Origin of the sequence: Enterobacter sp. UCD-UG_FMILLET, assembly GCF_000762975.1 — a bacterium.
Lineage (GTDB): Bacteria > Pseudomonadota > Gammaproteobacteria > Enterobacterales > Enterobacteriaceae > Enterobacter > Enterobacter dykesii.
In genome coordinates this window covers 99953-126459 of sequence record NZ_JRJC01000006.1, presented here as the reverse complement: position 1 = coordinate 126459, position 26507 = coordinate 99953, and the positions used below count along the sequence as shown (strand labels likewise).

Here is a 26507-nt window from a genome sequence, read left to right as displayed (position 1 = left end):
TTACGTTGCGGGCTCGTTTTGACACGGAGTGTAAGATGTCCCGTAATTTTTCTCTCGCGGTCGCCTTTCTGACGACGGCGCTCTCAGGCCATGCTCTGGCCGACGGTATCAACAGTTTCTCTCAGGCCAAAGCGGCCGGCGTAAAGATCAACGCTGACGTGCCGGGCGATTTCTACTGCGGCTGTAAAATTAACTGGCAGGGTAAAAAAGGGGTCGTTGACCTTGAGTCCTGCGGATATAAGGTGCGTAAAAACGAAAATCGCGCCAGCCGCATTGAATGGGAACATGTCGTTCCGGCCTGGCAGTTTGGCCACCAGCGCCAGTGCTGGGAGGGTGGCGGACGTAAAAACTGCGCCAAAGATCCGGTTTATCGTCAGATGGAAAGCGATATGCATAACCTGCAGCCTGCCGTAGGTGAAGTGAACGGCGACCGGGGTAATTTCATGTACAGCCAGTGGAACGGTGGCGAAGGCCAGTACGGTCAGTGCGGTATGAAGGTTGATTTTAAAGAGAAAGTCGCAGAGCCCCCTGCCCGTGCGCGCGGCAGTATCGCCCGCACCTACTTCTATATGCGCGACCGTTACGACCTCAACCTCTCCCGCCAGCAGACGCAGCTGTTCAACGCCTGGGACAAGCAGTACCCGGTGACGGAGTGGGAATGCCAGCGCGACGAACGTATCGCCAGAGTCCAGGGGAATCACAACCCTTACGTCCAGCGGGCTTGCCAGGCGCAAAAGAGCTAACCTACACTACGGCAATTCGCTTATATCGCATGACACATGGAATTTCTGACTATGCGCATTCCCCGCATTTACCATCCTGAACTGATTACCGCAGGCCGCGAAATCGCCCTGTCTGATGACGCAGCCAACCACGTTGGCCGCGTGCTGCGCATGGGCGCAGGTCAGGCAATACAGCTGTTCGACGGCTCAAACCAGGTTTTCGACGCGGAAATCACGCGGTCTGATAAAAAAAGCGTACACGTTAACGTCCTGCGTGGCGAAGTGGATGACCGGGAATCACCGCTGCACATCCATCTGGGCCAGGTGATGTCGCGCGGCGAGAAAATGGAGTTCACCATTCAGAAATCCATTGAACTGGGTGTAAGCCTCATTACGCCACTTTTTTCTGAACGCTGTGGCGTTAAACTGGACGCGGAACGTCTGAACAAAAAGATCCAGCAGTGGCAGAAAATTGCCATTGCGGCTTGCGAACAGAGTGGACGCAACCGTATTCCGGAGATCCGCCCGGCGATGGATCTGGAGGAGTGGTGTGCAGAAGAAGACAGTGGGCTGAAACTCAATCTTCATCCGCGCGCCAGCGCCAGCATCAATACGCTGCCCCTGCCCGTTGAGCGCGTACGCCTGCTGATTGGCCCCGAAGGCGGCCTGTCGGCGGATGAAATTGCGATGACGGCACGTTACCAGTTTACTGATATTCTGTTGGGACCTCGCGTTCTGCGCACTGAGACAACGGCACTCACGGCCATTACCGCGCTACAGGTACGGTTTGGCGATCTGGGTTGAAGCATTAACGGAGAAGAACATGATCAAGCTCGGCATCGTGATGGACCCCATCGCAAACATTAACATCAAGAAAGATTCCAGCTTCGCCATGCTGCTGGAAGCGCAGCGTCGCGGCTATGAACTCCACTATATGGAGATGAACGATCTTTACCTGATCAACGGTGAAGCCCGCGCGCGCACCCGCATCGTTAACGTCGAGCAGAACTACGACAAATGGTATGAGTTCGGCACCGAGCAGGATATCGCCCTGGCCGATCTCAACGTGATCCTGATGCGTAAAGATCCGCCGTTCGACACCGAATACATCTACTGCACCTATATCCTTGAGCGCGCAGAAGAGAAAGGCACGCTGATCGTCAACAAGCCGCAGAGCCTGCGCGACTGCAACGAGAAGCTCTACACCGCCTGGTTCTCTGACCTGACGCCGGAAACCCTGGTGACCCGCAGCAAAGCGCAGCTGAAAGAATTCTGGCAGAAGCACGGCGATATCATCATGAAGCCGCTGGACGGCATGGGCGGCGCGTCGATTTTCCGCGTGAAAGAAGGCGACCCTAATATTGGTGTGATTGCCGAAACGCTGACCGAGCTGGGCACGCGTTACTGCATGGCGCAGAACTATATTCCAGCGATCAAAGACGGTGACAAACGTGTTTTGGTGGTGGATGGCGAACCGGTTCCTTACTGCCTGGCGCGTATCCCGCAGGGTGGCGAAACTCGTGGGAACCTGGCGGCCGGCGGTCGCGGTGAGCCGCGCCCGCTGACCGAAAGCGACTGGGAAATTGCCCGCCGCGTTGGCCCGACGCTGAAAGCCAAAGGCCTGATCTTCGTTGGCCTGGATATCATCGGCGATCGTCTGACCGAAGTGAACGTCACCAGCCCGACCTGCATTCGTGAAATTGAAGCGGAATTCCCGATTTCGATCACCGGAATGCTGATGGACGCTATCGAAAAACGTTTACAGAAATAACCTAACAATACTATTAGTGACAGCGCCTGTGTTTGTCCCCATACTGGGCGCTGTCGCTTTTTAAACCAGGAAACAGTACCTCTGACAATGAATTTACAGCATCACTTTCTTATTGCCATGCCTGCTCTCCAGGACCCGATTTTTCGCCGCGCCGTGGTGTATATTTGTGAATACAATGAAGACGGCGCGATGGGCATCATCATCAATAAACCGCTGGAAAATCTTCAGGTTGAAGGAATTCTGGACAAGCTGAAAATCTCGGCTGAAGCGCGACTGCCGGAAATACGGCTTGATAAACCTGTGATGCTGGGCGGACCTCTTGCAGAAGACCGCGGTTTTATCCTGCATACGCCGCCGGTATTCTCTTCCAGTATTCGAATTTCGGATAACACCGTCATCACCACCTCGCGTGATGTGCTCGAAACGCTGGGTACCGCAGAGCAGCCTTCTGAAGTGCTGGTGGCGTTGGGCTATTCGTCCTGGGAGAAAGGCCAGCTTGAGCAAGAGATCCTCGATAACGCCTGGCTTACCGCGCCTGCGGACATGAACATCCTGTTTAAAACCCCTATCGCCGATCGCTGGCGTGACGCGGCGAAGCTGATTGGTATTGATATCCTGACCATGCCAGGCGTAGCGGGGCACGCCTGATGAGCGGAACGCTTCTGGCCTTCGATTTTGGTACTAAAAGCATTGGCGTCGCCGTGGGGCAGCGCATCACCGGTACCGCGCGTCCGCTTACGGCCCTGAAGGCCAATGACGGCACGCCAGACTGGAATCTTATCGAGCGTCTGCTCAAAGAGTGGCAGCCGGATGATGTGATTGTTGGGCTGCCGCTGAACATGGACGGCACAGAACAGCCGCTTACCGCCCGGGCGCGTAAGTTCGCCAATAAAATCCATGGCCGCTTTGGCGTCTCCGTGAAGCTTCACGACGAGCGTCTAAGCACCGTCGAAGCGCGTGCGGGTCTGTTTGAGCACGGCGGCTTTCGGGCGCTCAACAAAGGCAGCGTGGACTCTGCTTCCGCCGTGATTATCCTCGAAAGCTATTTCGACCAGGGCTTTTAACCACAGGGGCCTACAGCCGCCCCTGCGCCCGTCTCTCCGCCAGGCTCTGGTCAAAGTTCTGCATTCCTGCCTGCTGACCGGTTTGAATGATGCCGGGCAGTTGCCACGTTTTCCCTTCACGAATCAGATTCGCCGCCGCCGCTGTGTTCACCAGCAGTTCATACAACGCGACGCGCCCGCCCTGAAGATCGGGAAGCAGCCTCTGCGCCAGCACCGCCCTCAGGCTGCCGGCCAGCTGGTTACGCATCGGATCTTTCTCCTGCGCCGGGAACGTATCGACCAGCCGTTCAATCGCCTGCGATGCCCCGCGCGTATGCAGCGTCGCCAGCACCAGATGTCCGGTTTCCGCCGCCGTTAACGCCAGGCGGATCGTTTCGCTGTCGCGCAGCTCCCCCAGCAAAATAACGTCCGGATCCTGGCGTAAGGCGCTGCGCAGCGCTTCAGCAAATGACGGGCTGTGCTGACCTATCTCCCGCTGCTGGATCAGGCAACGTTCGCTCTGGTAGATAAACTCCACCGGATCTTCAAGTGTGAGGATATGGCCGTCAGCATGGTGGTTAAGAAAATCGACCATCGCCGCCAGCGTAGTGGACTTCCCGCTGCCGGTCGCCCCGGTGACCAGAATCAGTCCGGCGTCATTTGACAACAGTTCCGGGATTACCCGCGGCGCGCCCAGCGAAGAGAGCTGTGGGCAGCTACGTGGCAACAGCCGCAGCGTCAAAGAAACTCCGCGCATCTGCTTAAAGGCACTCCCGCGCAGGCGCTGGCCTCCCGCCACCGTCGCGGCAAAATCCACCTGTCCCTTTGCCCACCATGTTCCCTGCTGCTCATCGTTAAGCCACGCTTTTAATAACGCTCCGACATCGGGAGGCGGAAAGGGCGCAGGCTCAAGCCGGCCTAATCTACGCCAGCGCGGTGGCGAATCACTGCACAGGTGTAGATCGGAGACGTTATGCTTTACACTAAGGGCCACAATTTCTTCCACATCCATAGACTACTCCTCGGAAAATGAACGACATTGCGCATAACCTGGCACAGGTCCGGGACAAAATCTCAGCCGCCGCAGCGCGTTGCGGCCGTGCTTCAGAAGAAATTACGCTGCTTGCAGTCAGCAAAACCAAGCCTGCGAGCGCCATCGCAGAAGCTATTGATGCAGGCCAGCGGGCGTTTGGTGAAAACTACGTTCAGGAAGGCGTGGATAAAATTCGCTACTTCCAGGAACAGGGGAATACGGATCTGCAGTGGCACTTTATTGGCCCGCTGCAGTCGAACAAAAGCCGTCTGGTGGCAGAGCACTTCGACTGGTGCCACACCATCGACCGCCAGCGTATTGCTACCCGCCTGAATGACCAGCGTCCGGCAGAAATGCCGGCACTCAACGTGCTGATTCAGGTCAACATCAGCGATGAAAACAGCAAGTCCGGCATTGCTCTGAGTGAGCTGGATACGCTGGCCGCAGACGTGGCCGCCCTTCCGCACTTGACCCTGCGCGGGCTGATGGCAATTCCTGCGCCTGAGTCAAGTTATGAAAGGCAGTTTGCCGTGGCACAGCAAATGGCTGTAGCATTTGAGGCGCTTAAAGCGCGCTATAACACGGTAGACACGCTTTCGCTGGGCATGTCGGATGATATGGAAGCCGCCATCGCGGCAGGCAGCACTATGGTGCGCATCGGCACGGCAATTTTCGGTGCGCGCGACTACTCAAAATAATAAGGAAACCTGAGGAACGCCATGAAGACGTTGACTTTCCTGCTCTCAACAGTGCTTGAGCTGTATACGATGGCGCTTTTGCTGCGCGTCTGGATGCAGTGGGCCCGCTGTGATTTTTACAATCCGTTCTCGCAGTTTGTCGTGAAAATCACGCAACCTGTTGTCGGACCGCTGCGCCGCATTATCCCGGCGATGGGTCCCATCGACAGTTCGTCTCTGCTGGTGGCGTTTATTCTGAGCGTTATCAAAGCGATCGTGCTGTTTATGGTCATCACCTTCCAGCCGATTATCTGGATTGCTGCGGTCCTGATTTTAATCAAAACCATCGGCCTGCTGATTTTCTGGGTGCTGCTGGTCATGGCCATCATGAGTTGGGTAAGCCAGGGGCGTAGTCCGGTGGAGTATGCTTTGATTCAGCTGGCCGAGCCGCTGCTGCGCCCGATTCGCAACCTGCTGCCTTCGATGGGCGGTATTGATTTCTCGCCGATGATCCTGGTTCTGCTGCTCTATGTGGTCAACATGGGGATCGCTGAGCTGTTACAGTCCACGGGCGATATGCTGCTGCCGGGGCTGTGGATGGCGCTATGAGTGCCGTAAGCACCTGCGCTGACGGGCTGGTTTTGCGGCTGTATATTCAGCCGAAGGCCAGCCGTGACAGTATTGTCGGGCTGCATGGCGACGAGTTAAAAGTCGCCATCACCGCCCCGCCGGTTGACGGCCAGGCGAACGCGCATCTGACCAAATATCTGGCAAAACAGTTTCGCGTCGCCAAAAGCCAGGTCATCATTGAAAAAGGTGAACTTGGGCGACATAAACAGGTAAAAATCCTTAATCCGCAATCTATCCCGACGGAAGTCGCGGCTCTGACAGAACAGGACTAAACCATGCAGAAAGTTGTTCTCGCGACCGGCAACGCAGGTAAAGTGCGCGAGCTGGCCTCGCTATTAAATGATTTTGGGCTGGACGTGGTCGCCCAGACCGAGCTTGGCGTGGAGTCCGCCGAAGAGACGGGTCTGACGTTTATCGAAAACGCGATCCTGAAAGCGCGCCACGCCGCGCAGATTACCGGCCTGCCTGCGATTGCCGACGACTCCGGCCTGGCCGTGGATTTTCTCGGCGGTGCGCCGGGGATTTACTCTGCGCGCTATTCCGGCGTTGACGCCACCGACCAGCAGAATCTGGAAAAGCTGCTTGTCGCCCTGAAAGACGTACCGGACGAACAGCGCACCGCTCAGTTCCACTGCGTGCTGGTTTATATGCGCCACGCGGAAGACCCGACGCCTATCGTCTGCCACGGCAGCTGGCCGGGCGTGATTACCCGTGAAGCGGCTGGCAACGGCGGCTTTGGCTACGACCCTATTTTCTTTGTCCCGACCGAGGGCAAAACCGCTGCGGAACTGACCCGCGAAGAGAAAAGCGCAATTTCCCACCGCGGACGCGCGCTGAAACTGTTACTGGAAGCACTGCGTAATGGCTAATTTGCCGCCTTTGAGTCTGTATATTCACATCCCGTGGTGCGTGCAGAAATGCCCGTACTGCGATTTCAACTCGCACGCGCTGAAGGGCGAAGTGCCGCACGATGACTACGTTGCGCACCTGCTGGCCGACCTGGACGCCGATGTACCTTACGCACAGGGACGTGAAGTTAAGACCATTTTCATTGGTGGCGGTACGCCGAGCCTGCTGTCCGGCCCGGCGATGCAAACGCTGCTGGACGGCGTGCGTTCGCGCCTGAACCTGGCGGCGGATGCTGAAATTACGATGGAAGCCAACCCCGGCACCGTTGAGGCCGACCGTTTTGTCGACTATCAGCGCGCGGGCGTGAACCGCATCTCCATCGGCGTGCAGAGCTTTAGCGAGCCGAAGCTGAAACGTCTGGGGCGCATTCACGGCCCGGAAGAGGCGAAGCGCGCGGCAAACCTGGCGACCGGTCTGGGCCTGCGCAGCTTTAACCTCGATCTGATGCACGGCCTGCCGGATCAGTCGCTGGAAGAGGCGCTGGACGACCTGCGCCAGGCGATCGAACTGAACCCACCGCACCTGTCGTGGTATCAGCTCACCATCGAGCCAAACACGCTGTTCGGTTCCCGCCCGCCGGTGCTGCCGGACGACGACGCGCTGTGGGATATCTTCGAGCAGGGTCACAGGCTTCTCACCACTGCGGGCTATCAGCAGTATGAAACGTCCGCGTATGCGAAGCCGGGATACCAGTGTCAGCACAACCTGAACTACTGGCGCTTTGGTGACTATCTGGGGATTGGCTGCGGCGCGCACGGCAAGGTGACCTTCCTGGACGGGCGCATTCTGCGCACCGCCAAAACCCGCCACCCGCGCGGATACATGGAAGGCCGCTACCTGGAGCGTCAGCACGACGTTGAGGCGGAGGATAAACCGTTTGAGTTCTTCATGAACCGCTTCCGTCTGCTGGAAGCCGCGCCGCGCGCGGAATTTGCGCGTTACACCGGGCTGCCGGAGTCGGTGATTCGCCCGCAGATCGACGAGGCGCTGGCGCAGGGGTATCTCACCGAGAATGAGGAATACTGGCAGATCACCGAGCACGGCAAGCTGTTCTTAAATTCCCTTCTTGAGCTGTTCCTCGCCGACGATTCTGAAGGCTGATTCAGGATTTTGCATCCCGTTCTGCTGGCTGAGGGAAAGGCTGGCAGAGTGTGGGGATGGAAAAATCAAAACAACTCCGCAAACAAATGACGCCCGAAGAATTACGCCTCTGGTATTTGTTGAGAGGTCGTCGTTTCTTTGGGTATAAGTTTCGTCGGCAGATGCCTATTGGCACATATATCGTCGATTTTGCCTGCTTTAAGGCGAAGCTGATCGTTGAGCTGGACGGGGGACAACATCAGGGTGAAGAGGACTATGATTCACGTCGCACCGAGTTTTTGAATGCGAACGGATGGGAAGTCGTACGGTTCTGGAATAATGAATTCAGGGCTAACGAGGAGGTGGTGTTGATGGCTATTCTGCAGCGACTGCAGAGCCTGATGCCCTCACCCTAACCCTCTCCCACAGGGCGAGGGAACGATTACACCCTCTCCCATGGGGAGAGGGCCGGGGTGAGGGGCCCAGCGCGCAGAGATCTTACTTCAGCGTCCCCACCAGCGCCTTCCGGCTATCTTCCAGCGACACCACGCGTTTACACACGTCTTTGCCGAACTGCTGGAAATCATCTTCCTGGTTCTTCCACTCGTTCTGAATGGAGGTCTGCAGGCCGCCCAGACTGCCCAGCACGCCCTGCAGCGGGTTACCGCCGCCTTTCAGAACCGCTTTGGCGCCCATCTCGTTGATGCTGTCCTGGAGAATGCCGCCCATTGCCTGGTTCACCAGCTGCTGCCCGTCAGCGCGGACCTGATCGATCGCCTTGTAGTGGAACGTCAGGCCGTCGGTGCGCGTCTCGATAATGCGGTTCATCTGCTCTTTGAGCTGCTTATCGAGCTTCGTCAGGCGGGTGCGCATATTGCTGCTCTCACCCACTTCTTTAGTAATGATCTTATCCAGCGCGACGCGGCTTTTCTCTACGCGGGTCAGCGCGCCGTCGTTAATCCACGGCAGTGCGGTACGCAGCTCAGCCTGATAATCCTTCGCCTGCTCGCGCTGCGCGGCAGTCAGGTTTTGCGGCTTGCCGTTAAACGTCACGTTACCATCCGGCGTAATCACCAGATTGCCGTTCTCGCCTTTGACCTGCACGGTCTGCGGGCTTAACACCACGTCATCACGCGGGGTGACGCTACATTGATAATCCGCATGGGCGGTGAATCCGGTTGCCATCAAAGCAACAGCCAGCAACGTTTTGCGCATCTTAAACACTCCCTCAGACAAAATGGGCCAGCTAATGCTGGCCCCTTACTGCTTTATTAGTCCCACCAAACGTCGAAAAGTTCGCTGACGCGGACATCTTCGAGCTTGTGGTCTTCAAGCCATTTACGTACCAGCGCCTGATGTTCTTCGGTGCATTTACCCACTTCCTGGGTGCAGATCAGACCTTCCCAGGCCAGGTAACCGCTACCGTCGAAGGCCAGCTTGTTTGGCTCAATCACGTCATTGATGAACGCATCCACGTCCTGATCGATCTGTTCTACACTGGTGCCTTCCGGGAAACGCCACGCAACGGAGAAACCCACTTCCTGGAATTCTTCGATGTGCATCTTTTTACGCAGACGACGGCTACGATTCTTTGCCATTATTTCACCCTCTCGAACATTAAGTCCCATACACCGTGACCAAGACGATGGCCACGCTGTTCAAATTTCGTTACCGGACGCGATTCCGGACGCGGTACATAGTCGTTGCTCTCAGACTGGTTTTTATACCCGTCCAGCGACGACATCACTTCCAGCATATGTTCCGCATACGGTTCCCAGTCGGTCGCCATATGGAAGACACCGCCCAGCTTCAGCTTACTTTTCACCAGCTCGGCAAACGGCGCCTGAACGATACGGCGTTTATTATGACGTGCTTTGTGCCACGGGTCAGGGAAAAAGAGCTGAACCATGGTTAAAGAATTGTCAGGAATCATTTTATGCAGCACTTCCACCGCGTCGTGACACATCACGCGCAGGTTCTCAACGCCCTCTTCATGAGCCGTAGCCAGGCATGCACCCACGCCCGGGGAGTGGACTTCGATACCGAGGAAGTTCTGCTCCGGTCGCGCTTTCGCCATGGCCACCAGCGAGGTGCCCATACCAAACCCGATCTCCAGCGTGACGGGTGCTTCGCGGCCGAACAGTTCGGTAAAGTCCAGAGGCTGCTCGCTGAACTCAACGCCCATCACCGGCCAGTAGTTGTCCAGCGCATGTTGCTGCCCTTTTGTCAGGCGACCCTGACGGCGGACAAAGCTGCGAATACGGCGCAGCGGGCGACCGTTTTCATCAAATTCCGGTGAAATGACGTCGTTTTTCATAAAAGAGTTGTCTGCTTGTGAGAATGTTCGGGAAACGGGCATTATCCAAAGTTAAGGCTTCTATGCAAGCATGGGAAAGATCCGGTTTACAGCAGATTGACGCTGTGCTGCAATCTGCGTCCCTGATTATGCGAATCGATGACCATGCAAGCCTCTCAATTTTCAGCCCAGGTGCTGGACTGGTACGACAAATACGGGCGTAAAACCCTGCCCTGGCAAATTGAAAAAACGCCTTACAAAGTATGGCTCTCCGAGGTGATGTTGCAACAAACGCAGGTCGCTACGGTGATCCCTTACTTCGAGCGTTTTATGGCGCGCTTCCCGACGGTGACCGATCTGGCCAACGCCCCGCTGGACGAGGTCCTGCACCTGTGGACCGGTCTTGGCTATTACGCCCGGGCGCGTAACCTTCACAAGGCCGCACAGCAGGTTGCGATGCGCCACAACGGGAAATTCCCGGAAACCTTCGACGAGGTGGCGGACTTGCCCGGCGTCGGACGTTCAACCGCAGGCGCCATTCTCTCCCTGTCTTTAGGCAAGCATTTCCCGATTCTCGACGGCAACGTGAAGCGCGTGCTGGCACGCTGCTACGCCGTCGACGGATGGCCGGGGAAGAAGGACGTTGAAAAACGTCTTTGGGAAATAAGTGAAGCGGTCACCCCGGCTAACGGCGTCGAGCGTTTCAACCAGGCGATGATGGATCTCGGCGCGATGGTCTGCACGCGCTCAAAACCAAAATGCGAACTCTGCCCGGTGAATAATCTCTGCGTGGCGTATGCCAACCATTCATGGGCGCAATATCCGGGTAAGAAACCCAAGCAGACGCTACCGGAGCGCACCGGCTATATGCTGCTGATGCAGCACGGCGACCAGGTCTTCCTCGCCCAGCGTCCGCCGAGCGGTCTGTGGGGTGGTCTATACTGCTTCCCACAGTTTGAAGATGAAGATTTGCTGCGTGAATGGCTTAAACAGCGCGGGATTGCTGCCGATAACCTGACGCAGCTGACCGCGTTTCGCCATACGTTCAGCCATTTCCACCTGGATATTGTACCCATGTGGCTTCCCGTGTCGTCATTTGCCTCGTGCATGGATGAAGGCACCGCTCTCTGGTATAACTTAGCGCAACCGCCATCAGTCGGACTGGCGGCTCCCGTGGAGCGCCTGTTACAGCAATTACGTGCCGGTGCAATGGTTTAGCATCGACAAGAAAAAGAGGAATGAGTATGGCCAGAACGATTTTTTGTACTTTCCTGCAGCGTGACGCTGAAGGCCAGGATTTCCAGCTTTATCCGGGCGACCTGGGTAAACGCATCTACAATGAAATCTCCAAAGAAGCCTGGGGACAGTGGCAGAAAAAGCAGACCATGCTGATCAACGAGAAAAAACTCAGCATGATGAACCCGGAACACCGCAAGCTGCTGGAGCAGGAGATGGTGAGCTTCCTGTTCGAAGGTAAAGACGTGCACATCGAAGGCTATACGCCACCGGAAAAATAACAGCGTGCGGGGGAAACCCCGCCGTTAAAGCAAACACAACACGCACTCCCGGAATGATGAAAAAACTTTTAGCGCTAGCCCTTGTTGCGCCGTTGCTTGTCTCGTGTTCGTCAAAAAAAGGCGAAGATTACAACGAAGCCTGGATCAAGGACACCAACGGTTTTGACATTTTGATGGGGCAGTTTGCCCACAACATCGAGAACATATGGGGATTTAACGAAGTTCTTATTGCCGGACCAAAGGACTACGTTAAGTACACCGACGCCTATCAGACCCGTAGCCACATCAACTTTGATGAGGGGACGATCACGATTGAGACCATCGCAGGCACCGACCCTGCGGCGCGACTGCGTCAGGCGATCGTCAAAACCCTGCTGATGGGTGACGATCCGGGATCTATCGATCTCTACTCCGATGCCGACGATATCACTATCTCGAAAGAGCCGTTCCTGTACGGCCAGGTCGTCGATCAGACCGGTCAGCCGATCCGCTGGGAAGGTCGCGCCACGAAATTTGCCGACTACCTGCTGCAGACGCGCCTGAAAAGCCGCTCTAACGGTCTGAAGATTATCTATAGCGTCACCATCAACCTTGTCCCGAACCACCTCGACAAGCGTGCGCATAAGTACATTGGGATGGTGCGTCAGGCCTCACGCAAATACGGCGTGGATGAGTCGCTGATCCTGGCGATTATGCAGACCGAATCCTCGTTCAACCCGTACGCGGTAAGCCGTTCCGACGCCCTGGGGCTGATGCAGGTTGTGCAGCACAGCGCCGGGAAAGACGTCTTCCGCGCGCAGGGGAAATCCGGCACGCCGAGCCGCAGCTATCTGTTCGATCCGCAAAGCAACATTGATACCGGCACGGCCTACCTGGCGATGCTGAACAATGTGTACCTGGGCGGAATTGATAACCCAACGTCGCGCCGCTATGCGGTGATCACCGCCTATAACGGCGGTGCGGGCAGCGTGCTTCGCGTCTTCTCGAATGACAAAGTGCAGGCCGCGAACATCATCAACAGCATGGCGCCGGGGGATGTCTACTCTACCCTCACCACCCGCCACCCGTCTGCGGAATCCCGCCGCTATCTGTATAAGGTGAATACGGCGCAGAAGAACTATCGTCGCCGCTAAAAAACACCCCTCACCCTAACCCTCTCCCCAAAAGGGAGAGGGAACGTGAACACCCATACGAAAATGTTATTTGCATCACAATCCAAACTGCAAATTAATGTGGATTGCATTTTTTTGCGGGAGGTAACAAAACATATTGTTGCCAACTGATAGAATTGCATCAAATAACAACCCTGAATGTTCCCAAAACAACATATCTCCCGCTCACTTGTGAGGAAAGTAACATGAACCTTAAGCTGCAGCTTAAAATTTTGTCGTTTCTGCAGTTCTGCCTGTGGGGTAGCTGGCTGACTACACTCGGCTCCTATATGTTTGTGACGCTCAAGTTCGATGGTGCGTCAATCGGTGCCGTTTACAGCTCGCTCGGTATTGCGGCTGTCTTCATGCCAACGCTGCTGGGCATCGTGGCGGATAAATGGTTGAGTGCGAAATGGCTGTACATGCTTTGCCATCTGGTGGGCGCGGGGACGCTGTTTATGGCAGCCCAGGTGACCACGCCGGGGGCGATGTTCATGGTGATCCTGCTTAACTCGCTGGCCTATATGCCAACGCTTGGCTTGATCAACACCATTTCCTACTATCGCCTGAAGTCTGCGGATATGGATATCGTGACCGATTTCCCGCCAATCCGTATCTGGGGCACCATCGGCTTTATCATGGCGATGTGGGGCGTGAGCTTCGCGGGCTTCGAACTGAGCCATATGCAGCTCTATATCGGTGCGGCGCTCTCCGTGGTGCTGGCGATCTTCACCCTGACGCTGCCAACCATTCCGGTTTCTAACCAGCAGAAAAACCAGAGCTGGAGCACCATGCTCGGCCTGGACGCCTTCGCGCTGTTTAAAAACAAACGCATGGCGATCTTCTTTATCTTCTCCATGCTGCTGGGTGCGGAGCTGCAGATCACTAATATGTTCGGCAACACCTTCCTGCACAGCTTCGATAACAACCCGCTGTTCTCCGGCAGCTTTATCGTTGAACATGCGTCGGTGATGATGTCCATCTCTCAGATCTCTGAGACGCTGTTCATCCTGACCATCCCGTTCTTCCTGAGCCGCTACGGCATCAAAAATGTCATGCTGATCAGTATCGCGGCGTGGATGTTGCGCTTCGGTCTGTTCGCCTACGGCGACCCAAGCCCGTTCGGTACCGTGCTGCTGGTGCTGTCGATGATCGTTTACGGCTGCGCCTTCGACTTCTTCAATATCTCTGGTTCGGTGTTTGTGGAAAAAGAGGTGAAGCCTGAAATCCGCGCCAGCGCGCAGGGTATGTTCCTGATGATGACCAACGGCTTCGGCTGTATTCTGGGCGGCGTGGTAAGCGGTAAAGTGGTTGAGATGTACACCACCAACGGCATTACCAACTGGCAGCCTGTGTGGCTGATCTTCGCCGCATACTCGCTGGTGCTGTTCTTCGCGTTCATCGCGCTGTTCAAGTACAAGCATGTACGCGTGCCGAATGGTGCACAGCCAGTCGCACATTAATGACGATCCCCTCTCCTTTCAGGAGAGGGGTAATTTCGACAGCACCCACCCCACCGACAGCAAATCCGCGCTGCCGCCCGGGCTCAGATTACGCTCAATCAATGCTTTATCCATCTTAAGCAGCGCCTCGCGATCCCAGCCGTTAGCCAGTAATTCCCGCGCATAGCCCTGAACGTAGCGCAGCCCTTCAATGCCGCCTCGCGACACGAGATTACTGTCCTGATTGACCGCCATCAGGCGTAACAGCAGGCCGTGAAGAGACTGTCCGTTCCACTGCGCCAGCGCCCTACGCGCCGTCGCAAAGCCGCTCTCAGCCTCGCCGCGCGCCCCGGTTAAGCCGTACAGATGAAACTGCCGCTCGCCCGCAGTCGCCTGTCCGCCGCGCGCGGCCAGCTCACGCGACACCAGCCCGCTGCAGATGTTACTCACCTCACAGCAGAGGCTGTCTGCGGAGATATTTTTCACACGCCCGGCGGTGAAGCACAGTAAACCCAGGGCAAAAATCCCGCCCTTGTGGGTGTTCACTCCGTTCGTCGCGGCATACATCGCCTGTTCACAGGCCATCCCCATCGGGCGGATAATTCGAAGCTGCCCGGCGGCAGGTTTATCCGCATGCGCGTTACCGAGTTCAGCAAAGCGCGAAAACCACGGCGTAATCGCCGCGATGCTGCGGACGAACAGCGCGTGGTTCATATCGCGATGGGAACCGTTATTGAGCTTGTCCACCAGCCCCGGCTTGGGCGTCAGCTCAAGCTCCTGCCACAGCGCCGCTTCGGCAAGCGCGGGCACATCAACCGGGCGCGGTTTAGTCGCGAGCAAACCAGTCATCGATCGTCTTCTCCACGCGGGAAACCACCTGCTCAAGGGGGTGATTGCGCGAACGGGAACAGGCATGAGCGGGTTCGTCGCAGATTAGGCAGCGTCTGAGATTCGTCCCCAGCGACTGACGCCCGACGTGGCCGTGCTGTGGGCAGATCACGTCCAGATCCCACAGCCTGCCGAGTGGGTGCGTCTGCTCCAGCTCCGCGCAGTGCGCTTTGATTTCCACCGCGGGATGGGCCACGCACCACAGGGCTTCTGGCCCGGTAGGGAGCCACAGCACCTGGCGGTCCAGCACCGGCCAGCGGTTTTCCCACAGCAGCTGGTCGCACATCTGCAGCGCCACGCCCATGGTATTGCGATAGCGCAGGCTGTCTTTGATTTCCCCTGGCGTGACCAGCGTTAGGGAGATCACCGGTTGTTGATAGTGCGTAAGCCAGTCAGCCTGGCGCGCCGCGCGGCGATCTTTCGCCGCCAGCAGTTCGTCCAGGCTGACACCCGCCCGCACGGGTGTCGCTATTGTCATAACTACTCCTTTACCTGTCGCACGGTATCGATCACGCTGCCGTCGCGGTAGCGGATCACCCCGACGATTTTGTCGGTAAATTCAATCGGTTTCGGTACGCCGGTCAGGGAAATCGCCCGCTCGTAAAGCGCGCTGATATCCACAACTTTGAGCCCGGCCTCCAGCAGGCGCTCGCGGATCTCCGGGCGCGCCGGGTTGACCGCAATGCCGTGGTCGGTGACCAGCACGTCGATGCTTTCGCCCGGCGTGAGGCGCGTGGTGACATGCTTCACGACCGTTGGAATGCGGCTGCGCAGCAGCGGCGCTACGACGATGGTCAGGTTTGCCGCGGCGGCCACGTCGCAGTGTCCGCCGGACGCGCCGCGCATCACGCCGTCGGAGCCGGTGATAACGTTGACGTTGAAATCGACGTCGATTTCCAGCGCGCTGAGGATCACCACGTCGAGCTGGTCGCAGCTTGCCGCCTTGCTGCCGGGGTTGGCGTAGACGTTGGTGGAGATCTCCACGTGGTTCGGGTTGCGCGCCAGAGAAGCCGCCGCCTGGCCATCAAAGCACTGGGTATCGAGCAGCTTTTCGATGAGCCCCTTCTCGTGCAGATCCACCAGGCTACCGGTGATGCCGCCGAGCGCAAAGCGCGCCTTCACGCCGCTGCGCTCCATCTTCTCTTCCATAAAGCGCGTGCAGGCGGTCGCCGCCGCGCCGGAGCCGGTCTGCATCGAGAAGCCCGGTTTGAAGTAGCCGGAGTGTTCAATCACGTCCGCCGCATAGCGGGCGATCATCAGCTCGCGCGGGTTGCTGGTGACGCGCGCCGCGCCGACGCTGATTTTCGCCGGGTCGCCCACGCTTTCAACCTGCACGATGTAGTCCACCTGGTCCTGCACCAGGCTGGCGGGCATATTCGGAAACGGCACCAGTTCTTCAGTCAGCAGCACTACCTTACGGGCAAAGTGGGCGTCCACCATCGCGTAGCCCAGGGACCCGCAGCACGATTTACCGTGCGTCCCGTTGGCATTGCCAAACTCATCGCTGCACGGCACGCCGAGAAACGCCACGTCGATATTCAGCTCGCCGTCCTGGAGCAGCTTCACTCGCCCGCCGTGGGAGTGAATTTGCACCGGCTCGTCCATCAGGCCGTGGGAGATGGCATCCGCCAGCCTGCCGCGCATGCCCGAGGTGTAAATCCGGGTGATGACGCCGCTTTCAATATGCTCGATCAGCGCGTCGTTGCAGGTCATCAGCGAGCTGGAGGCCAGCGTCAGGTTTTTGAAGCCCATGCGCGCCAGCAGCGCCACAACGGTGTTGATCACCCGGTCGCCTTCGCGAAACGCATGGTGGAAGGAGATGGTCATCCCGTCCTGCAGGCCGCAGCGCTTAACCGCCTCTTCAACAGAGGCGCAGAGCTTGCGGCTGTGCTTCGCGTCGCTGTCCGCCAGCCACGGTGTAGCGCTGTGGGCGGTATCAAAGGGTTTTAAGTCCCGCAGATGGGGAAAATTCACGTGAAGAAGTTCAGTCTGATTCATTATTTTATCCTTACCGACGCACGCCGGAGGCCGCCGCGCGCTCCAGCACCACCTGCGCATGGTTAATAATCGGTGCATCCACCATTTTGCCGTTAAGCGACACCACGCCCAGGCCGTTACGCTCGCCCTCTTCTGCAGCCTCAATCACCCTTTTGGCGTGATCCACCTCTTCCTGAGTCGGGGCGTAGGCGTTGTGCAGCAGGTCAATCTGGCGCGGGTTAATCAGCGATTTGCCGTTAAAGCCCATCTTGCGGATCAGATCGACCTCGCGCAGGAACCCGGCCTCGTCGTTAACGTCTGACCACACTACGTCGAAGGCGTCGATACCCGCCGCGCGGGCGGCGTGCAGCACGGCGCAGCGGGCGTAGAACAGCTCGGTGCCGTCGCCGCGCTCGGTCTGCATGTCCATCACGTAGTCAAAGGCGGCCAGCGCAATCCCGATGAGGCGCGGAGAGCTGCGGGCAATCGCCACGGCGTTGATGACGCCAATGGCCGATTCAATCGCCGCCATCACGCGGGTGGAGCCGACCTCGCGGCCGCACTCCTGCTCAATGCGTTCGAGGTGGCCTTCCAGCTCGTAGATATCGTCCGGCGTGTCGGTTTTCGGCAGGCGGATCACGTCCACGCCGGCCCGCACGGCGGCCTCCAGATCCAGCAGGCCAAACGGCGTGCTGAGCGGGTTAATGCGCACCACGGTTTCAATATCCTGATACATCGGGTGCTGCAGGGCGTGGAACACCAGCATGCGCGCGGTATCCTTCTCGCGCAGGGCAACGGCGTCCTCAAGATCAAACATGATGGAGTCAGGACGGTAGATAAAGGCGGTGGAGAGCATGGCGGCGTTGGCACCCGGCAGGAACAGCATACTGCGGCGGAGTTTGCTCATTTCAGCGCCCCCCAGTTGATGGCCTTTTCATCGGCGGCACGCATCAGCGCGCTTTGCAGGCGGGCGCGGATCACACAGTCCAGCGCCCCTTTGTCTTCAATAATGATTAATCCCTGGTGCACGTTCATGGCGCGCAACGTGTCGTTGACCACCTGGCGAATTTGCTCGCCAAACTGCTTAATCACTTCACTGTGGATGACTATCTCCAGCTCGCCGTGAGCGGGAGCGATTTTCACCATCAGGTCGCTGGACTCCTGCGTTCCGGCCAGCGCCTCCCTTACAATTTTCATGATAAATTCCTGGTAGTTAAGCGACTTCCGCACTCGCACGGTAATGCGTTTCGAGATGCGCGAAGGTGGAGTCCGGGACAATCTCCCGGATCCGGGAAAACTGCTGTGTCTTCAGTAAGCGGCGCACTTCCGACGCTGATATGGCGTTACCGGTGGCCTTGATGCGCGGCATTTCCACCACCTCAATATGCGAGGCCAGCAGGTCGTGCAGCGTCTGGTTGTACTGGCGGGTGATATCGCAGAACGGCTCCGAGCCGATGAAGCGGTGCGTGATGCCGAGCGCCGGGGCGATAAAGTCCCGGAAGATCAGCACGTCGATTTCGCTCCACGCCTGCTGCACTTTGCCGGTCTCCTTCAGGAAGTAGGCCGGGAAGGTGGCGCGGGAGATGATGTACTGAGAGCCCTCATGCACCACGACGTTCGGCAGATGCGCCACGCCCGCGCGCACCATCTCGAGGCGCGCGCTGAACGGGAAGAACGAGGCGTCTTCGCGCACCACGAACAGGTGCAGGGCGTCGCACCGCTGCGCCGCCTGCTCCACCAGATGGCGGTGGCCGAGGGTGAACGGATTGGCATTCATCACTATCGCGCCAACGTTCTCCCCGCACTTACGCTTCGCGCGCAGGGAACGGCAGTAGCGTTCGATCCCCTGCGGGGTGTTCTCCATCAGCACCGCGTTGTTCCCGCTCTGGGCAATCGGCCAGAATCCGCTGCGGGCAAAGCGCTCCCGGTTGCACGGACGGGTGCAGAGGAAGAGGTGAAAATGGCCGCACTCCAGCGCCGCATTTTCCACCTCAGCAAGCAGCCGCGCGCTGAGGTTCTCGCCGCGAAGCTGCTCGTTGACCGCCACGCACTTGATGACGTTGGCAGCAAGCCCTGCGCAACCCACCAGCTGCGAGCCGGACCAGGCTTCGACAAACAGCGTGATGTCGTTGTCCAGGCCAAGGCCGCTGTCTGCCAGCAGGTAACGGATCTGGCTTAAGCGTTCCGGGTGTTTCGCCACGACGGTGTGGCGAAAATCGATGGGTTGACTGTTCATGCCGCCTTACTCAGTGTGCTGCCGCAAGCCCGACGGCTGGCGCTTCCACGATCACGTTGCTGAGATGACCGATATGCTCGATCTCCACCTCAATGCGATCCCCCTCTTTCATAAACAGCGGTGGATTGCGCTTTTTACCCACGCCGCCAGGGGAGCCGGTGATGATCACATCGCCCGGGCTGAGGCGGGTGAAGGTGCTGATGTACTCGATAAGCTCCGCAACCTTGTGGATCATGCTGCTGGTGTTGTCTTCCTGCACCATGCGGCCGTTCAGCCAGGTGCGGATCGCAAGCTGGTGCGGATCCGGGATCTCATCCGCCGTGGCCATCCACGGCCCAAACGCGCCGGTTTTGCGCCAGTTTTTACCGGCGGTAAACCAGGTGTGCTGCCAGTCGCGGGCGGAGCCGTCCATGTAGCAGCTGTAGCCCGCCACGTGGCGCAGGGCGTCGTCGCGGCTGATGTTCTCCCCGCCTTTGCCGATGATCACCGCCAGCTCGCCTTCATAGTCGAATTCGCTGGAGTGGCGCGGCTTCAGCACCGGCTCGTTGTGGCCGGTCTGTGAATCCGGGAAGCGAACAAACAGCGTCGGGGCCGGATTGTGCTGGTCAAACTCCTTGCGCTTGTCGGCATAGTTCATGCCCACGCAGAGGATCTTTTCCGGCTGCTCGATCACCGGTAAGAAGGTGATGGCGCTCATCGGCACGTCCACGGCATCGTTCAGGTAGCGGGTGGCCTGCGCCAGCCCGTTGCCCTGCAGCAGCGCCTTAAGGTCGCTGTAGCGGTCGCCGAGACGGCGGCCTAAATCAATCACGCCGTCGGCCTGGACGATGCCGTAGCTGCGTTTTCCCTGGTATAAAAAGCTTGCGAGTTTCATTGTTCTTTCCTGAAAACTTAAACGAGGAAGTTGCCCAGAATCAGCAGTGAGACAGAGACGTTAATCGCTCCGCCGATACGGGTAGCAATCTGGGCGAACGGCATCAGGCTCATGCGGTTGCCTGCGGTCAGGATCGCCACGTCGCCGGTACCGCCCTGGCCGCTCTGGCAGCAGGAGACGATGGCGACATCAATCGGATGCATACCAATCTTTTTGCCGACGAAGAAGCCGGTTGCCACCAGTGCGGAAACGGTGCTGACAATCACCAGCAGGTTGCTGACGGTGAACGCCGCCACCAGTTCATGCCACGGGGTGATGGCCACGCCGACGGCGAAGAGAATGGGGTAGGTCACGGAGGTCTGGAAGAATTTGTACACCACCTGAGAGCCTTCCAGCAGGCGCGGAGAGGCGCCGTTGCAGAGCTTCACCAGGACCGCCATAAACAGCATGCCAACTGGTGCAGGCAGGCCAATCAGCTTGTGGCCGAGCATGCCCAGCATGTAGAGCAGCACCGCCAGCAGCGCGCCGGAGGCGATAGTGGTGACGTCCGCTTTGCCGGAAAACGCAGGCTGAGAGACCGTAGCATCGGCATTCGCGCGGTTAGGCATCAGCTGGCCTTCACCGGTCAGGTGCGGGAAGCGTTTACCGAGCTGGTTCAGGCAGCCGGAGATGATGATTGCCGTCAGACCGCCGAGCATCACCATTGGCAGCACGCGGCCGAGCGCTACGCCCTGGTCCATGTGCAGCAGGGTGGCATAGCCGATGGAAAGCGGGATCGCCCCTTCCCCGACGCCGCCCGCCATAATTGGCAGAATGATAAAGAAGAAAATCTGGAACGGCTCAAGACCCAGCGCCAGGCCGACGCCCATCCCTACCAGCATGCCGACGATTTCGCCGCACAGCATCGGGAAGAAGATGCGCAGGAAGCCCTGAATCAGCACCGTGCGGTTCATGCTCATGATGCTGCCAACGATAATGCAGCAGATGTAGAGGTAGAGGATGTTGGTGGATTTGTAGAACTTGGTGGTGGACTCGACCACCACGTCCGGCAGCAGGCCATAGTAGACCAGCGCGGAAGGGATAAAGGTGGCGCAAATCGCCGCCGCGCCGAGCTTGCCGACAATCGGCAGGCGTTTGCCAAACTCGCCGCAGGCAAAGCCGAAGAAGGCCAGCGTTGCCACCATCACCACGATATCGCTCGGCAGTTTTCCGCCCAGACAATCAATCGCAATCAGCGCGCCCGCCAGAACGAACAGCGGCAGAGGAATAATCCCAATTTTCCAGGTATCCATAATATGCCACCAGCGCTCTTTGAGCGAAGGTCGCTGAATTTCAATCGGGTCGTGGGTAACAGAGAAAGAATCGTCAGTTGTGCTCATAATAAGCCCCTTGGTTATTTTGTGCGTTCAGCTTAGAGTCACAAAGGCTTACTTTATGTGAGGAATGGCATATTAAAAGCGAAGTTTTAATGGCAGCTATGGTTTTAATGGTTTCTTTTATTTAATGTGATTGATACCTTATTTATTGCCGTGGTTTTTATGGTTTCTTTTCCGAATTGAACAAACAAATAACATTTGTTCGTGCAGCCCGAAGCACGTTAGCCTTCAGGATAACTCTTTTACAGCGCCCGCTGTGCAAGGGATCACAAGTTTTCGGCAAAGCGGGCGTCAGCGCAAAAAAAGATGATATATTGGCGATCTTTGCTGCTACCTCGCGTGATAGTTATGAAACTCTCCTTCCAGATTAAGCTGTTTATTTCGCTGGTTGCCTTTTTCTCAGTGCTTTTCGCGCTGCTGGGCGGATATTATTATGCCGATGTTGGGAAACAGCTTTATCAGGAAATGAGTACGCGAGCCAAAATACAGGCTGAAGAGATTGCGCTTATTCCGACATTGCGTCATGAAGTTGAACAAAAGAATATCAACGCCATCCATGATTTTATGCAGAAAATTTCTGCGCACAGTGACGCCAGCTTTATTGTGATTGGCGATAATAAGGGCCAGCATCTTTTTCACTCCGTCTTTGCCGACAGAGTGGGCACAACCCTGGTTGGCGGAGACAATGAAGCCGTATTGCAGGGTAAAAGCATTACCACCATCCGCAAAGGCGGGCTGGGCATTTCGCTGCGCAGTAAAGCCCCCATCTTCAACGCTGCCGGACAGGTGGTCGGCATTGTTTCGGTTGGCTATCTCACCAGCTACCTGGACACCATTACCGTCAGTAAAGTGGTCAATATCCTGATTGCCGCCGTGCTGCTGCTTATCGCTCTCTTTATCTTCTCCTGGTTCTTTACCCGCAGCATCAAGAAGCAGATCTTCTCCCTTGAGCCGCGCGAGATCGGCCTGCTGGTGCGCCAGCAGAAGGCGATGATGGAGTCTATTTATGAAGGGGTGATTGCCATTGACGATCGGCGGCGGATTGAAGTGATCAACCAGGCGGCGCGCAAGCTGCTGGGCCTGAGCCAGCCCGCCCGTGAACTGCGCGGACAACTGATAAGCCAGGTGATCGATCCGGTCCCGTTCTTCGACACGCAGACGATGCTGGCGAAAGATACCCATGACGAGATTTGCCGTTTTAACGATCTCACGGTGATTGCCAGCCGGGTGCACATCATGCTTGAGGGTTCGCTACAGGGCTGGGTGATCACCTTCCGCGATCGCAACGAGATCGACTCGCTGAGCGCCCAGCTCAGCCAGGTAAAACGCTATGTCGATAACCTGCGCATCATGCGCCACGAGCAGTTAAACAGGATGACCACCCTCTCCGGCCTGCTGCACATGGGCCGCTATGAGGAAGCCATTGGCTACATTCAGGCGCAGTCTGAACACGCCCAGGAGCTGCTGGACTTTATCTCTTCGCGCTTCAGCTCCCCGACCCTGTGCGGCCTGCTGCTGGGGAAAGCTGCCCGCGCGCGGGAGAAAGGCGTCGAACTGTATTTCGACCCGGCCTGTCGGCTGGACAGACCGTTCCAGCCCCTTGGGGAGCAGGAGCTGATTTCAATTATTGGCAACCTGCTGGATAACGCCATCGAAGCGACACAGCGGTCGCCGCTTCCCCATGCGCCGGTAGAAGTGCTGATTAAACTTAGCGATCAGGAGCTGATTATTGAAGTCGCCGACCAGGGCGTTGGCATCAAGCCCGAGATCCGTGAGCGGATCTTTGAACGCGGCATCACCACCAAAACGCGCGGCGATCATGGGATTGGTCTGTATCTGATCGAAAGCTACGTCACACAGGCTGGCGGCGCGATAGAAGTTGCCGATAATACCCCGCGCGGCGCCATTTTCTCCTTGTTTATCCCGGCCACGGGAACCGCCCGGCAACTGGAAGACACCGACTATGCAACATGAACTTATCGACGTACTGATTGTTGAAGATGAGAACGAGCTGGCGCAACTGCACGCGGAGCTGATAGGCAAACATCCGCGTCTGAGGCTGGTGGGCATTGCCTCGTCGCTGGCTGCGGCCCAGGCAGAGCTTGCAAACAAACAGCCGCAGCTGATGCTGCTGGACAACTACCTGCCGGACGGCAAAGGGATCTCGCTTATCAATAACCCCATGCTGGCCCGCGCCAACTGCTCGGTGATTTTTATTACTGCCGCCAGCGATATGGACACCTGCAGCCAGGCGATTCGCAACGGCGCGTTCGACTACATCCTTAAACCCGTCTCCTGGAAGCGGCTCAGCCAGTCGCTGGAGCGGTTTGTGCAGTTTGCCGAACAGCAGCGGGTCTGGAAGATTGTCGACCAGCAAAACGTGGATTCTCTGTATCAGCTCCAGGCGAAAAACTACCGCCTGGACAACGGCAGCAAAGGCATTGAGGAAAATACGCTGGCGCGAGTGCAGACGCTGTTCAACGACAAGGCAACGCACTGCTTTACCGTGGATGAGGTTGTGAGCGAGACGGGATTAAGCAAAACCACCACCCGGCGCTATCTGGAGCACTGCGTGGAGGCGGGTTTTCTGACGGTGGAGATGCTGTACGGCAAGATTGGGCATCCGAGGAGGATGTACAAGCGTAGTGCGGTTTGATGAAACGTTCCCTCTCCCTGTGGGAGAGGGTTAGGGTGAGGGAAACAGCCCGCACTATCTTAAAACATACCCATACAGCCGCTTAATCCCGTCGGCATCCTTCTCGCTGTAAACTCCCTGCAGCTCCGGCGAGAAGCCCGGCAGCAGGTTGACACCCTCCTCCAGCGCCAGGAAGTAACGCTGTACCGCCCCGCCCCAGACCTCACCCGGCACCACGCACAGCACGCCCGGCGGATAGGGCAGCGCCCCTTCGGCAGCAATGCGCCCTCCGGCATCCCGTATGCGAACCAGCTCCACGTCACCGCGAATATAGGCCCGGTTTGCATCCTGCGGGTTCATCACCACCTCCGGCAGGCTCTCCTTGCGGAACATCGCCTTCTGCAGATCCTTCACGTCAAAGCTGACGTAGAGATCGTGCATCTCCTGGCACAGCTGGCGGAGGGTGTAATCCCGGTAGCGCACCGGGTATTTCTGAAAGATCGTCGGCAGCACGTCCGCCAGCGGCGTATCGTCTTCAATATGCTGTTCGAACTGGCCCAGCATCACCACCAGCTGCGCCAGCTTCTCGCTGCTTTCGGCAGGCGTCAGCAGGAACAGGATCGAATTGAGGTCGCATTTCTCCGGTACGATGCCGTTTTCGCGCAGGTAGTGCGCCAGAATCGTCGCCGGGATCCCGAAATCCGTGTACTCCCCGGTTTCGGCATCAATGCCCGGCGTGGTCAGCAGGAGCTTGCACGGGTCGACAAAGTACTGCTCGCGGGCATAGCCCTCAAAGCCGTGCCATTTGGCCCCCGGTTCAAAGCTGAAGAAGCGCAGCTCGCGGGCGATGGCGTGCGTCGGATGATCCTGCCACGGCCGCCCCGCCACCACCGGCGGGATAAACGGTTTGATCATATGGCAATTCGCAACGATCGCCTTACGCGCTTCAATCCCCAGCTCGACGCACTCCGCCCACAGCCTGCGTCCGCTTTCACCTTCGTGGATCTTGGCATTCACGTCCAGCGCTGCGAACAGCGGATAAAACGGGCTGGTGGAGGCATGCAGCATAAACGCGTTGTTCAGCCGCTTGTGCGGACAGAAGCGCGCCTGACCGCGAATGTGGTTATCCTTTTTATGGATCTGCGACGTTTGCGAGAACCCGGCCTGCTGTTTGTGCACCGACTGGGTCACGAAAATCCCCGGATCGTTCTCGTTCAGCTCCAGCAACAGCGGGGACGTTTCCGCCATCATCGGAATAAACTGCTCGTAGCCCACCCATGCGGAGTCAAAGAGGATGTAGTCGCAGAGATGACCGATCTTGTCGATCACCTGGCGGGCGTTGTAGATCGTCCCGTCGTAGGTGCCAAGCTGAATGATCGCCAGGCGGAACGGGCGCGCCTCGTCGGCCTTTTCAGGCGCCGCCTCGCGGATAAGATCCCGCAGATAGGCATCGTCAAAGCAGTGGTCGTCAATTCCGCCAATAAAGCCAAACGGGTTACGCGCGGCCTCAAGATAAACCGGCGTGGCGCCCGCCTGGATCAGCGCCCCGTGGTGGTTAGACTTATGGTTATTGCGGTCGAACAGCACCAGGTCGCCGCGGGTCAGCAGCGCGTTGGTCACCACCTTGTTGGCCGCTGAGGTGCCGTTCAGCACGAAGTAGGTTTTGTCCGCGTTGAACACTTTTGCCGCGAACTTTTGCGCATGCTTGGCGGACCCTTCGTGGATCAGCAGATCGCCCAGCTTCACGTCGGCGTTGCACATATCGGCGCGAAACACGTTCTCACCGAAGAAATCATAGAACTGTCGCCCAGCCGGATGTTTTTTGAAAAATGCCCCGTGCTGGTGGCCCGGACAGGCGAAAGTGCTGTTGCCCATCTCCACATACTGGCTCAGGGTGTCGAAAAAAGGCGGCAGCAGATTCTCTTCGTAACGGCTGGCAGCGCTCTCCAGTTCCAGAAACTCCTGAGCTTTACCCGAGATGACCGCGGTGGCGCCGTCGGGTACGTCCGTTGGCTCCTGCGAGAAAATAAACACCGGTAGCTGAAAGCCCGTGCGTTTCAGCAGTGCAAGAATGCCGCTGCGGCTTTCAGCTGTTGTGATGACGACGGCCGCCACATCGGTAAAATCAGTGCTGTCCAGCGTCACCTTTTCGCGGTGCGTAGACACAGTGGAGAGCAGCTCGCGGCTGACGGCAATTTTCATGGTTTTCATAGGCGCAGTTACCCTCACCGGGCGGTGAGACAGGGAGGA

Annotated in this window: 30 protein-coding genes; 17 read left to right on the top strand and 13 right to left on the bottom strand. The window is 57.7% G+C overall.

The window, feature by feature from the left end:
* Positions 1 to 35 precede the first annotated feature (35 nt).
* From endA to ruvX, 5 genes are all read left to right on the top strand, one after another.
* Positions 36 to 743, top strand: coding sequence for a deoxyribonuclease I (gene endA, locus LA04_RS01065; RefSeq protein WP_047650172.1), 708 nt, complete (start codon positions 36 to 38; stop codon positions 741 to 743).
* A 51-nt stretch (positions 744 to 794) separates the two neighbouring features.
* The gene (rsmE, locus tag LA04_RS01060; RefSeq protein ID WP_024906558.1) at positions 795 to 1526 is read left to right on the top strand and encodes a 16S rRNA (uracil(1498)-N(3))-methyltransferase; all 732 of its coding nucleotides are present in this window, start codon (positions 795 to 797) and stop codon (positions 1524 to 1526) included.
* Between the two features lie 19 nt (positions 1527 to 1545).
* Positions 1546 to 2493 carry a glutathione synthase gene (gshB, locus tag LA04_RS01055; protein ID WP_045329321.1) on the top strand — a complete coding sequence of 316 codons (948 nt, stop codon included), beginning with the start codon at positions 1546 to 1548 and terminating at the stop codon, positions 2491 to 2493.
* Positions 2494 to 2580: 87 nt separating this feature from the next.
* Positions 2581 to 3141, top strand: a complete 561-nt coding sequence (locus LA04_RS01050; RefSeq protein WP_028014368.1) for a YqgE/AlgH family protein — start codon at positions 2581 to 2583, stop codon at positions 3139 to 3141.
* On the top strand, positions 3141 to 3557 hold the full coding sequence (ruvX, locus tag LA04_RS01045; protein WP_029739223.1) for a Holliday junction resolvase RuvX: 417 nt from the start codon (positions 3141 to 3143) through the stop codon (positions 3555 to 3557). The genes LA04_RS01050 and ruvX overlap by 1 nt, the downstream gene beginning before the upstream one ends.
* Positions 3558 to 3567: 10 nt before the next feature.
* Here ruvX and LA04_RS01040 read toward each other — a convergent pair whose 3' ends face one another.
* Positions 3568 to 4548, bottom strand: coding sequence for a type IV pilus twitching motility protein PilT (locus LA04_RS01040; RefSeq protein WP_047650171.1), 981 nt, complete (start codon positions 4546 to 4548; stop codon positions 3568 to 3570).
* Between the two features lie 17 nt (positions 4549 to 4565).
* Between LA04_RS01040 and LA04_RS01035 the strand changes: the two genes are divergently transcribed.
* The 6 genes from LA04_RS01035 to LA04_RS01010 are packed head-to-tail and all read left to right on the top strand — an operon-like array spanning position 4566 to position 8281.
* Positions 4566 to 5267 carry a YggS family pyridoxal phosphate-dependent enzyme gene (locus LA04_RS01035; RefSeq protein ID WP_047650170.1) on the top strand — a complete coding sequence of 234 codons (702 nt, stop codon included), beginning with the start codon at positions 4566 to 4568 and terminating at the stop codon, positions 5265 to 5267.
* A gap of 21 nt (positions 5268 to 5288) precedes the next feature.
* Positions 5289 to 5855: a YggT family protein gene (locus LA04_RS01030; RefSeq protein WP_023309130.1), complete on the top strand. Its 567-nt coding sequence runs from the start codon at positions 5289 to 5291 to the stop codon at positions 5853 to 5855.
* Positions 5852 to 6148 carry a DUF167 family protein YggU gene (gene yggU / locus LA04_RS01025; protein ID WP_014885193.1) on the top strand — a complete coding sequence of 99 codons (297 nt, stop codon included), beginning with the start codon at positions 5852 to 5854 and terminating at the stop codon, positions 6146 to 6148. The genes LA04_RS01030 and yggU overlap by 4 nt, the downstream gene beginning before the upstream one ends.
* A 3-nt stretch (positions 6149 to 6151) precedes the next feature.
* Positions 6152 to 6745: an XTP/dITP diphosphatase gene (locus LA04_RS01020; protein ID WP_045327517.1), complete on the top strand. Its 594-nt coding sequence runs from the start codon at positions 6152 to 6154 to the stop codon at positions 6743 to 6745.
* Entirely contained in the window at positions 6738 to 7886 is a 1149-nt protein-coding gene (gene hemW, locus LA04_RS01015; protein WP_047650169.1) for a radical SAM family heme chaperone HemW, read from the top strand. The genes LA04_RS01020 and hemW overlap by 8 nt, the downstream gene beginning before the upstream one ends.
* Before the next feature lie 56 nt (positions 7887 to 7942).
* Positions 7943 to 8281, top strand: coding sequence for an endonuclease domain-containing protein (locus LA04_RS01010; RefSeq protein WP_047650168.1), 339 nt, complete (start codon positions 7943 to 7945; stop codon positions 8279 to 8281).
* Positions 8282 to 8363: 82 nt separating this feature from the next.
* On the opposite strand, the gene LA04_RS01005 is transcribed toward LA04_RS01010, so the two are convergent.
* Genes LA04_RS01005 through trmB form a run of 3 tightly spaced genes read right to left on the bottom strand, consistent with a single transcriptional unit; the run spans position 8364 to position 10182 of the window.
* Positions 8364 to 9080, bottom strand: a complete 717-nt coding sequence (locus LA04_RS01005) for a DUF2884 domain-containing protein (RefSeq protein WP_023309135.1) — start codon at positions 9078 to 9080, stop codon at positions 8364 to 8366.
* A gap of 56 nt (positions 9081 to 9136) precedes the next feature.
* A complete protein-coding gene (locus LA04_RS01000; protein ID WP_014885198.1) occupies positions 9137 to 9463 on the bottom strand; it encodes a YggL family protein in 327 nt (108 codons plus the stop codon).
* Positions 9463 to 10182, bottom strand: coding sequence for a tRNA (guanosine(46)-N7)-methyltransferase TrmB (gene trmB, locus LA04_RS00995; RefSeq protein WP_033146613.1), 720 nt, complete (start codon positions 10180 to 10182; stop codon positions 9463 to 9465). Before trmB ends, LA04_RS01000 begins: the two co-directional genes overlap by 1 nt.
* 144 nt (positions 10183 to 10326) lie before the next feature.
* Here trmB and mutY point away from each other — a divergent pair, with 144 nt between their 5' ends.
* The 4 genes from mutY to LA04_RS00975 all read left to right on the top strand — a co-directional run bounded on the left by mutY (position 10327) and on the right by LA04_RS00975 (position 14292).
* Positions 10327 to 11379: an A/G-specific adenine glycosylase gene (gene mutY / locus LA04_RS00990; protein WP_200882511.1), complete on the top strand. Its 1053-nt coding sequence runs from the start codon at positions 10327 to 10329 to the stop codon at positions 11377 to 11379.
* A 26-nt stretch (positions 11380 to 11405) separates the two neighbouring features.
* On the top strand, positions 11406 to 11678 hold the full coding sequence (locus LA04_RS00985; protein WP_023309138.1) for an oxidative damage protection protein: 273 nt from the start codon (positions 11406 to 11408) through the stop codon (positions 11676 to 11678).
* A gap of 56 nt (positions 11679 to 11734) precedes the next feature.
* Positions 11735 to 12811 carry a membrane-bound lytic murein transglycosylase MltC gene (gene mltC, locus LA04_RS00980; protein WP_033146615.1) on the top strand — a complete coding sequence of 359 codons (1077 nt, stop codon included), beginning with the start codon at positions 11735 to 11737 and terminating at the stop codon, positions 12809 to 12811.
* A 224-nt stretch (positions 12812 to 13035) separates the two neighbouring features.
* Positions 13036 to 14292 (top strand): nucleoside permease, encoded by a 1257-nt coding sequence (locus LA04_RS00975; RefSeq protein WP_047650166.1) that lies wholly within the window; start codon positions 13036 to 13038, stop codon positions 14290 to 14292.
* An 18-nt stretch (positions 14293 to 14310) separates the two neighbouring features.
* Here LA04_RS00975 and citG read toward each other — a convergent pair whose 3' ends face one another.
* The 8 genes from citG to LA04_RS00935 are packed head-to-tail and all read right to left on the bottom strand — an operon-like array spanning position 14311 to position 21625.
* Complete coding sequence (gene citG / locus LA04_RS00970) at positions 14311 to 15120, bottom strand: triphosphoribosyl-dephospho-CoA synthase CitG (protein ID WP_047650165.1); 810 nt, start codon at positions 15118 to 15120, stop codon at positions 14311 to 14313.
* Positions 15098 to 15637: a citrate lyase holo-[acyl-carrier protein] synthase gene (gene citX, locus LA04_RS00965; protein WP_047650164.1), complete on the bottom strand. Its 540-nt coding sequence runs from the start codon at positions 15635 to 15637 to the stop codon at positions 15098 to 15100. Before citX ends, citG begins: the two co-directional genes overlap by 23 nt.
* Before the next feature lie 2 nt (positions 15638 to 15639).
* A complete protein-coding gene (citF, locus tag LA04_RS00960; protein ID WP_047650163.1) occupies positions 15640 to 17157 on the bottom strand; it encodes a citrate lyase subunit alpha in 1518 nt (505 codons plus the stop codon).
* A 10-nt stretch (positions 17158 to 17167) separates the two neighbouring features.
* A complete protein-coding gene (citE, locus tag LA04_RS00955) occupies positions 17168 to 18043 on the bottom strand; it encodes a citrate (pro-3S)-lyase subunit beta (RefSeq protein ID WP_023306921.1) in 876 nt (291 codons plus the stop codon).
* On the bottom strand, positions 18040 to 18333 hold the full coding sequence (gene citD, locus LA04_RS00950; RefSeq protein ID WP_047650162.1) for a citrate lyase acyl carrier protein: 294 nt from the start codon (positions 18331 to 18333) through the stop codon (positions 18040 to 18042). The genes citE and citD overlap by 4 nt, the downstream gene beginning before the upstream one ends.
* A gap of 16 nt (positions 18334 to 18349) precedes the next feature.
* Complete coding sequence (gene citC / locus LA04_RS00945; protein WP_047650161.1) at positions 18350 to 19372, bottom strand: [citrate (pro-3S)-lyase] ligase; 1023 nt, start codon at positions 19370 to 19372, stop codon at positions 18350 to 18352.
* Between the two features lie 10 nt (positions 19373 to 19382).
* A complete protein-coding gene (locus LA04_RS00940) occupies positions 19383 to 20246 on the bottom strand; it encodes a fumarylacetoacetate hydrolase family protein (RefSeq protein ID WP_021242089.1) in 864 nt (287 codons plus the stop codon).
* 17 nt (positions 20247 to 20263) lie between these two features.
* Positions 20264 to 21625 carry a 2-hydroxycarboxylate transporter family protein gene (locus tag LA04_RS00935; RefSeq protein ID WP_047650160.1) on the bottom strand — a complete coding sequence of 454 codons (1362 nt, stop codon included), beginning with the start codon at positions 21623 to 21625 and terminating at the stop codon, positions 20264 to 20266.
* Between the two features lie 345 nt (positions 21626 to 21970).
* On the opposite strand from LA04_RS00935, the gene LA04_RS00930 reads away from it, so the two are divergent.
* Both LA04_RS00930 and LA04_RS00925 read left to right on the top strand, forming a co-directional pair.
* A complete protein-coding gene (locus LA04_RS00930) occupies positions 21971 to 23596 on the top strand; it encodes an ATP-binding protein (protein WP_047650159.1) in 1626 nt (541 codons plus the stop codon).
* Positions 23586 to 24278 (top strand): response regulator, encoded by a 693-nt coding sequence (locus LA04_RS00925; protein ID WP_047650157.1) that lies wholly within the window; start codon positions 23586 to 23588, stop codon positions 24276 to 24278. The genes LA04_RS00930 and LA04_RS00925 overlap by 11 nt, the downstream gene beginning before the upstream one ends.
* 54 nt (positions 24279 to 24332) lie before the next feature.
* On the opposite strand, the gene LA04_RS00920 is transcribed toward LA04_RS00925, so the two are convergent.
* A complete protein-coding gene (locus tag LA04_RS00920) occupies positions 24333 to 26468 on the bottom strand; it encodes an ornithine decarboxylase (protein ID WP_047650156.1) in 2136 nt (711 codons plus the stop codon).
* Positions 26469 to 26507 lie beyond the last annotated feature (39 nt).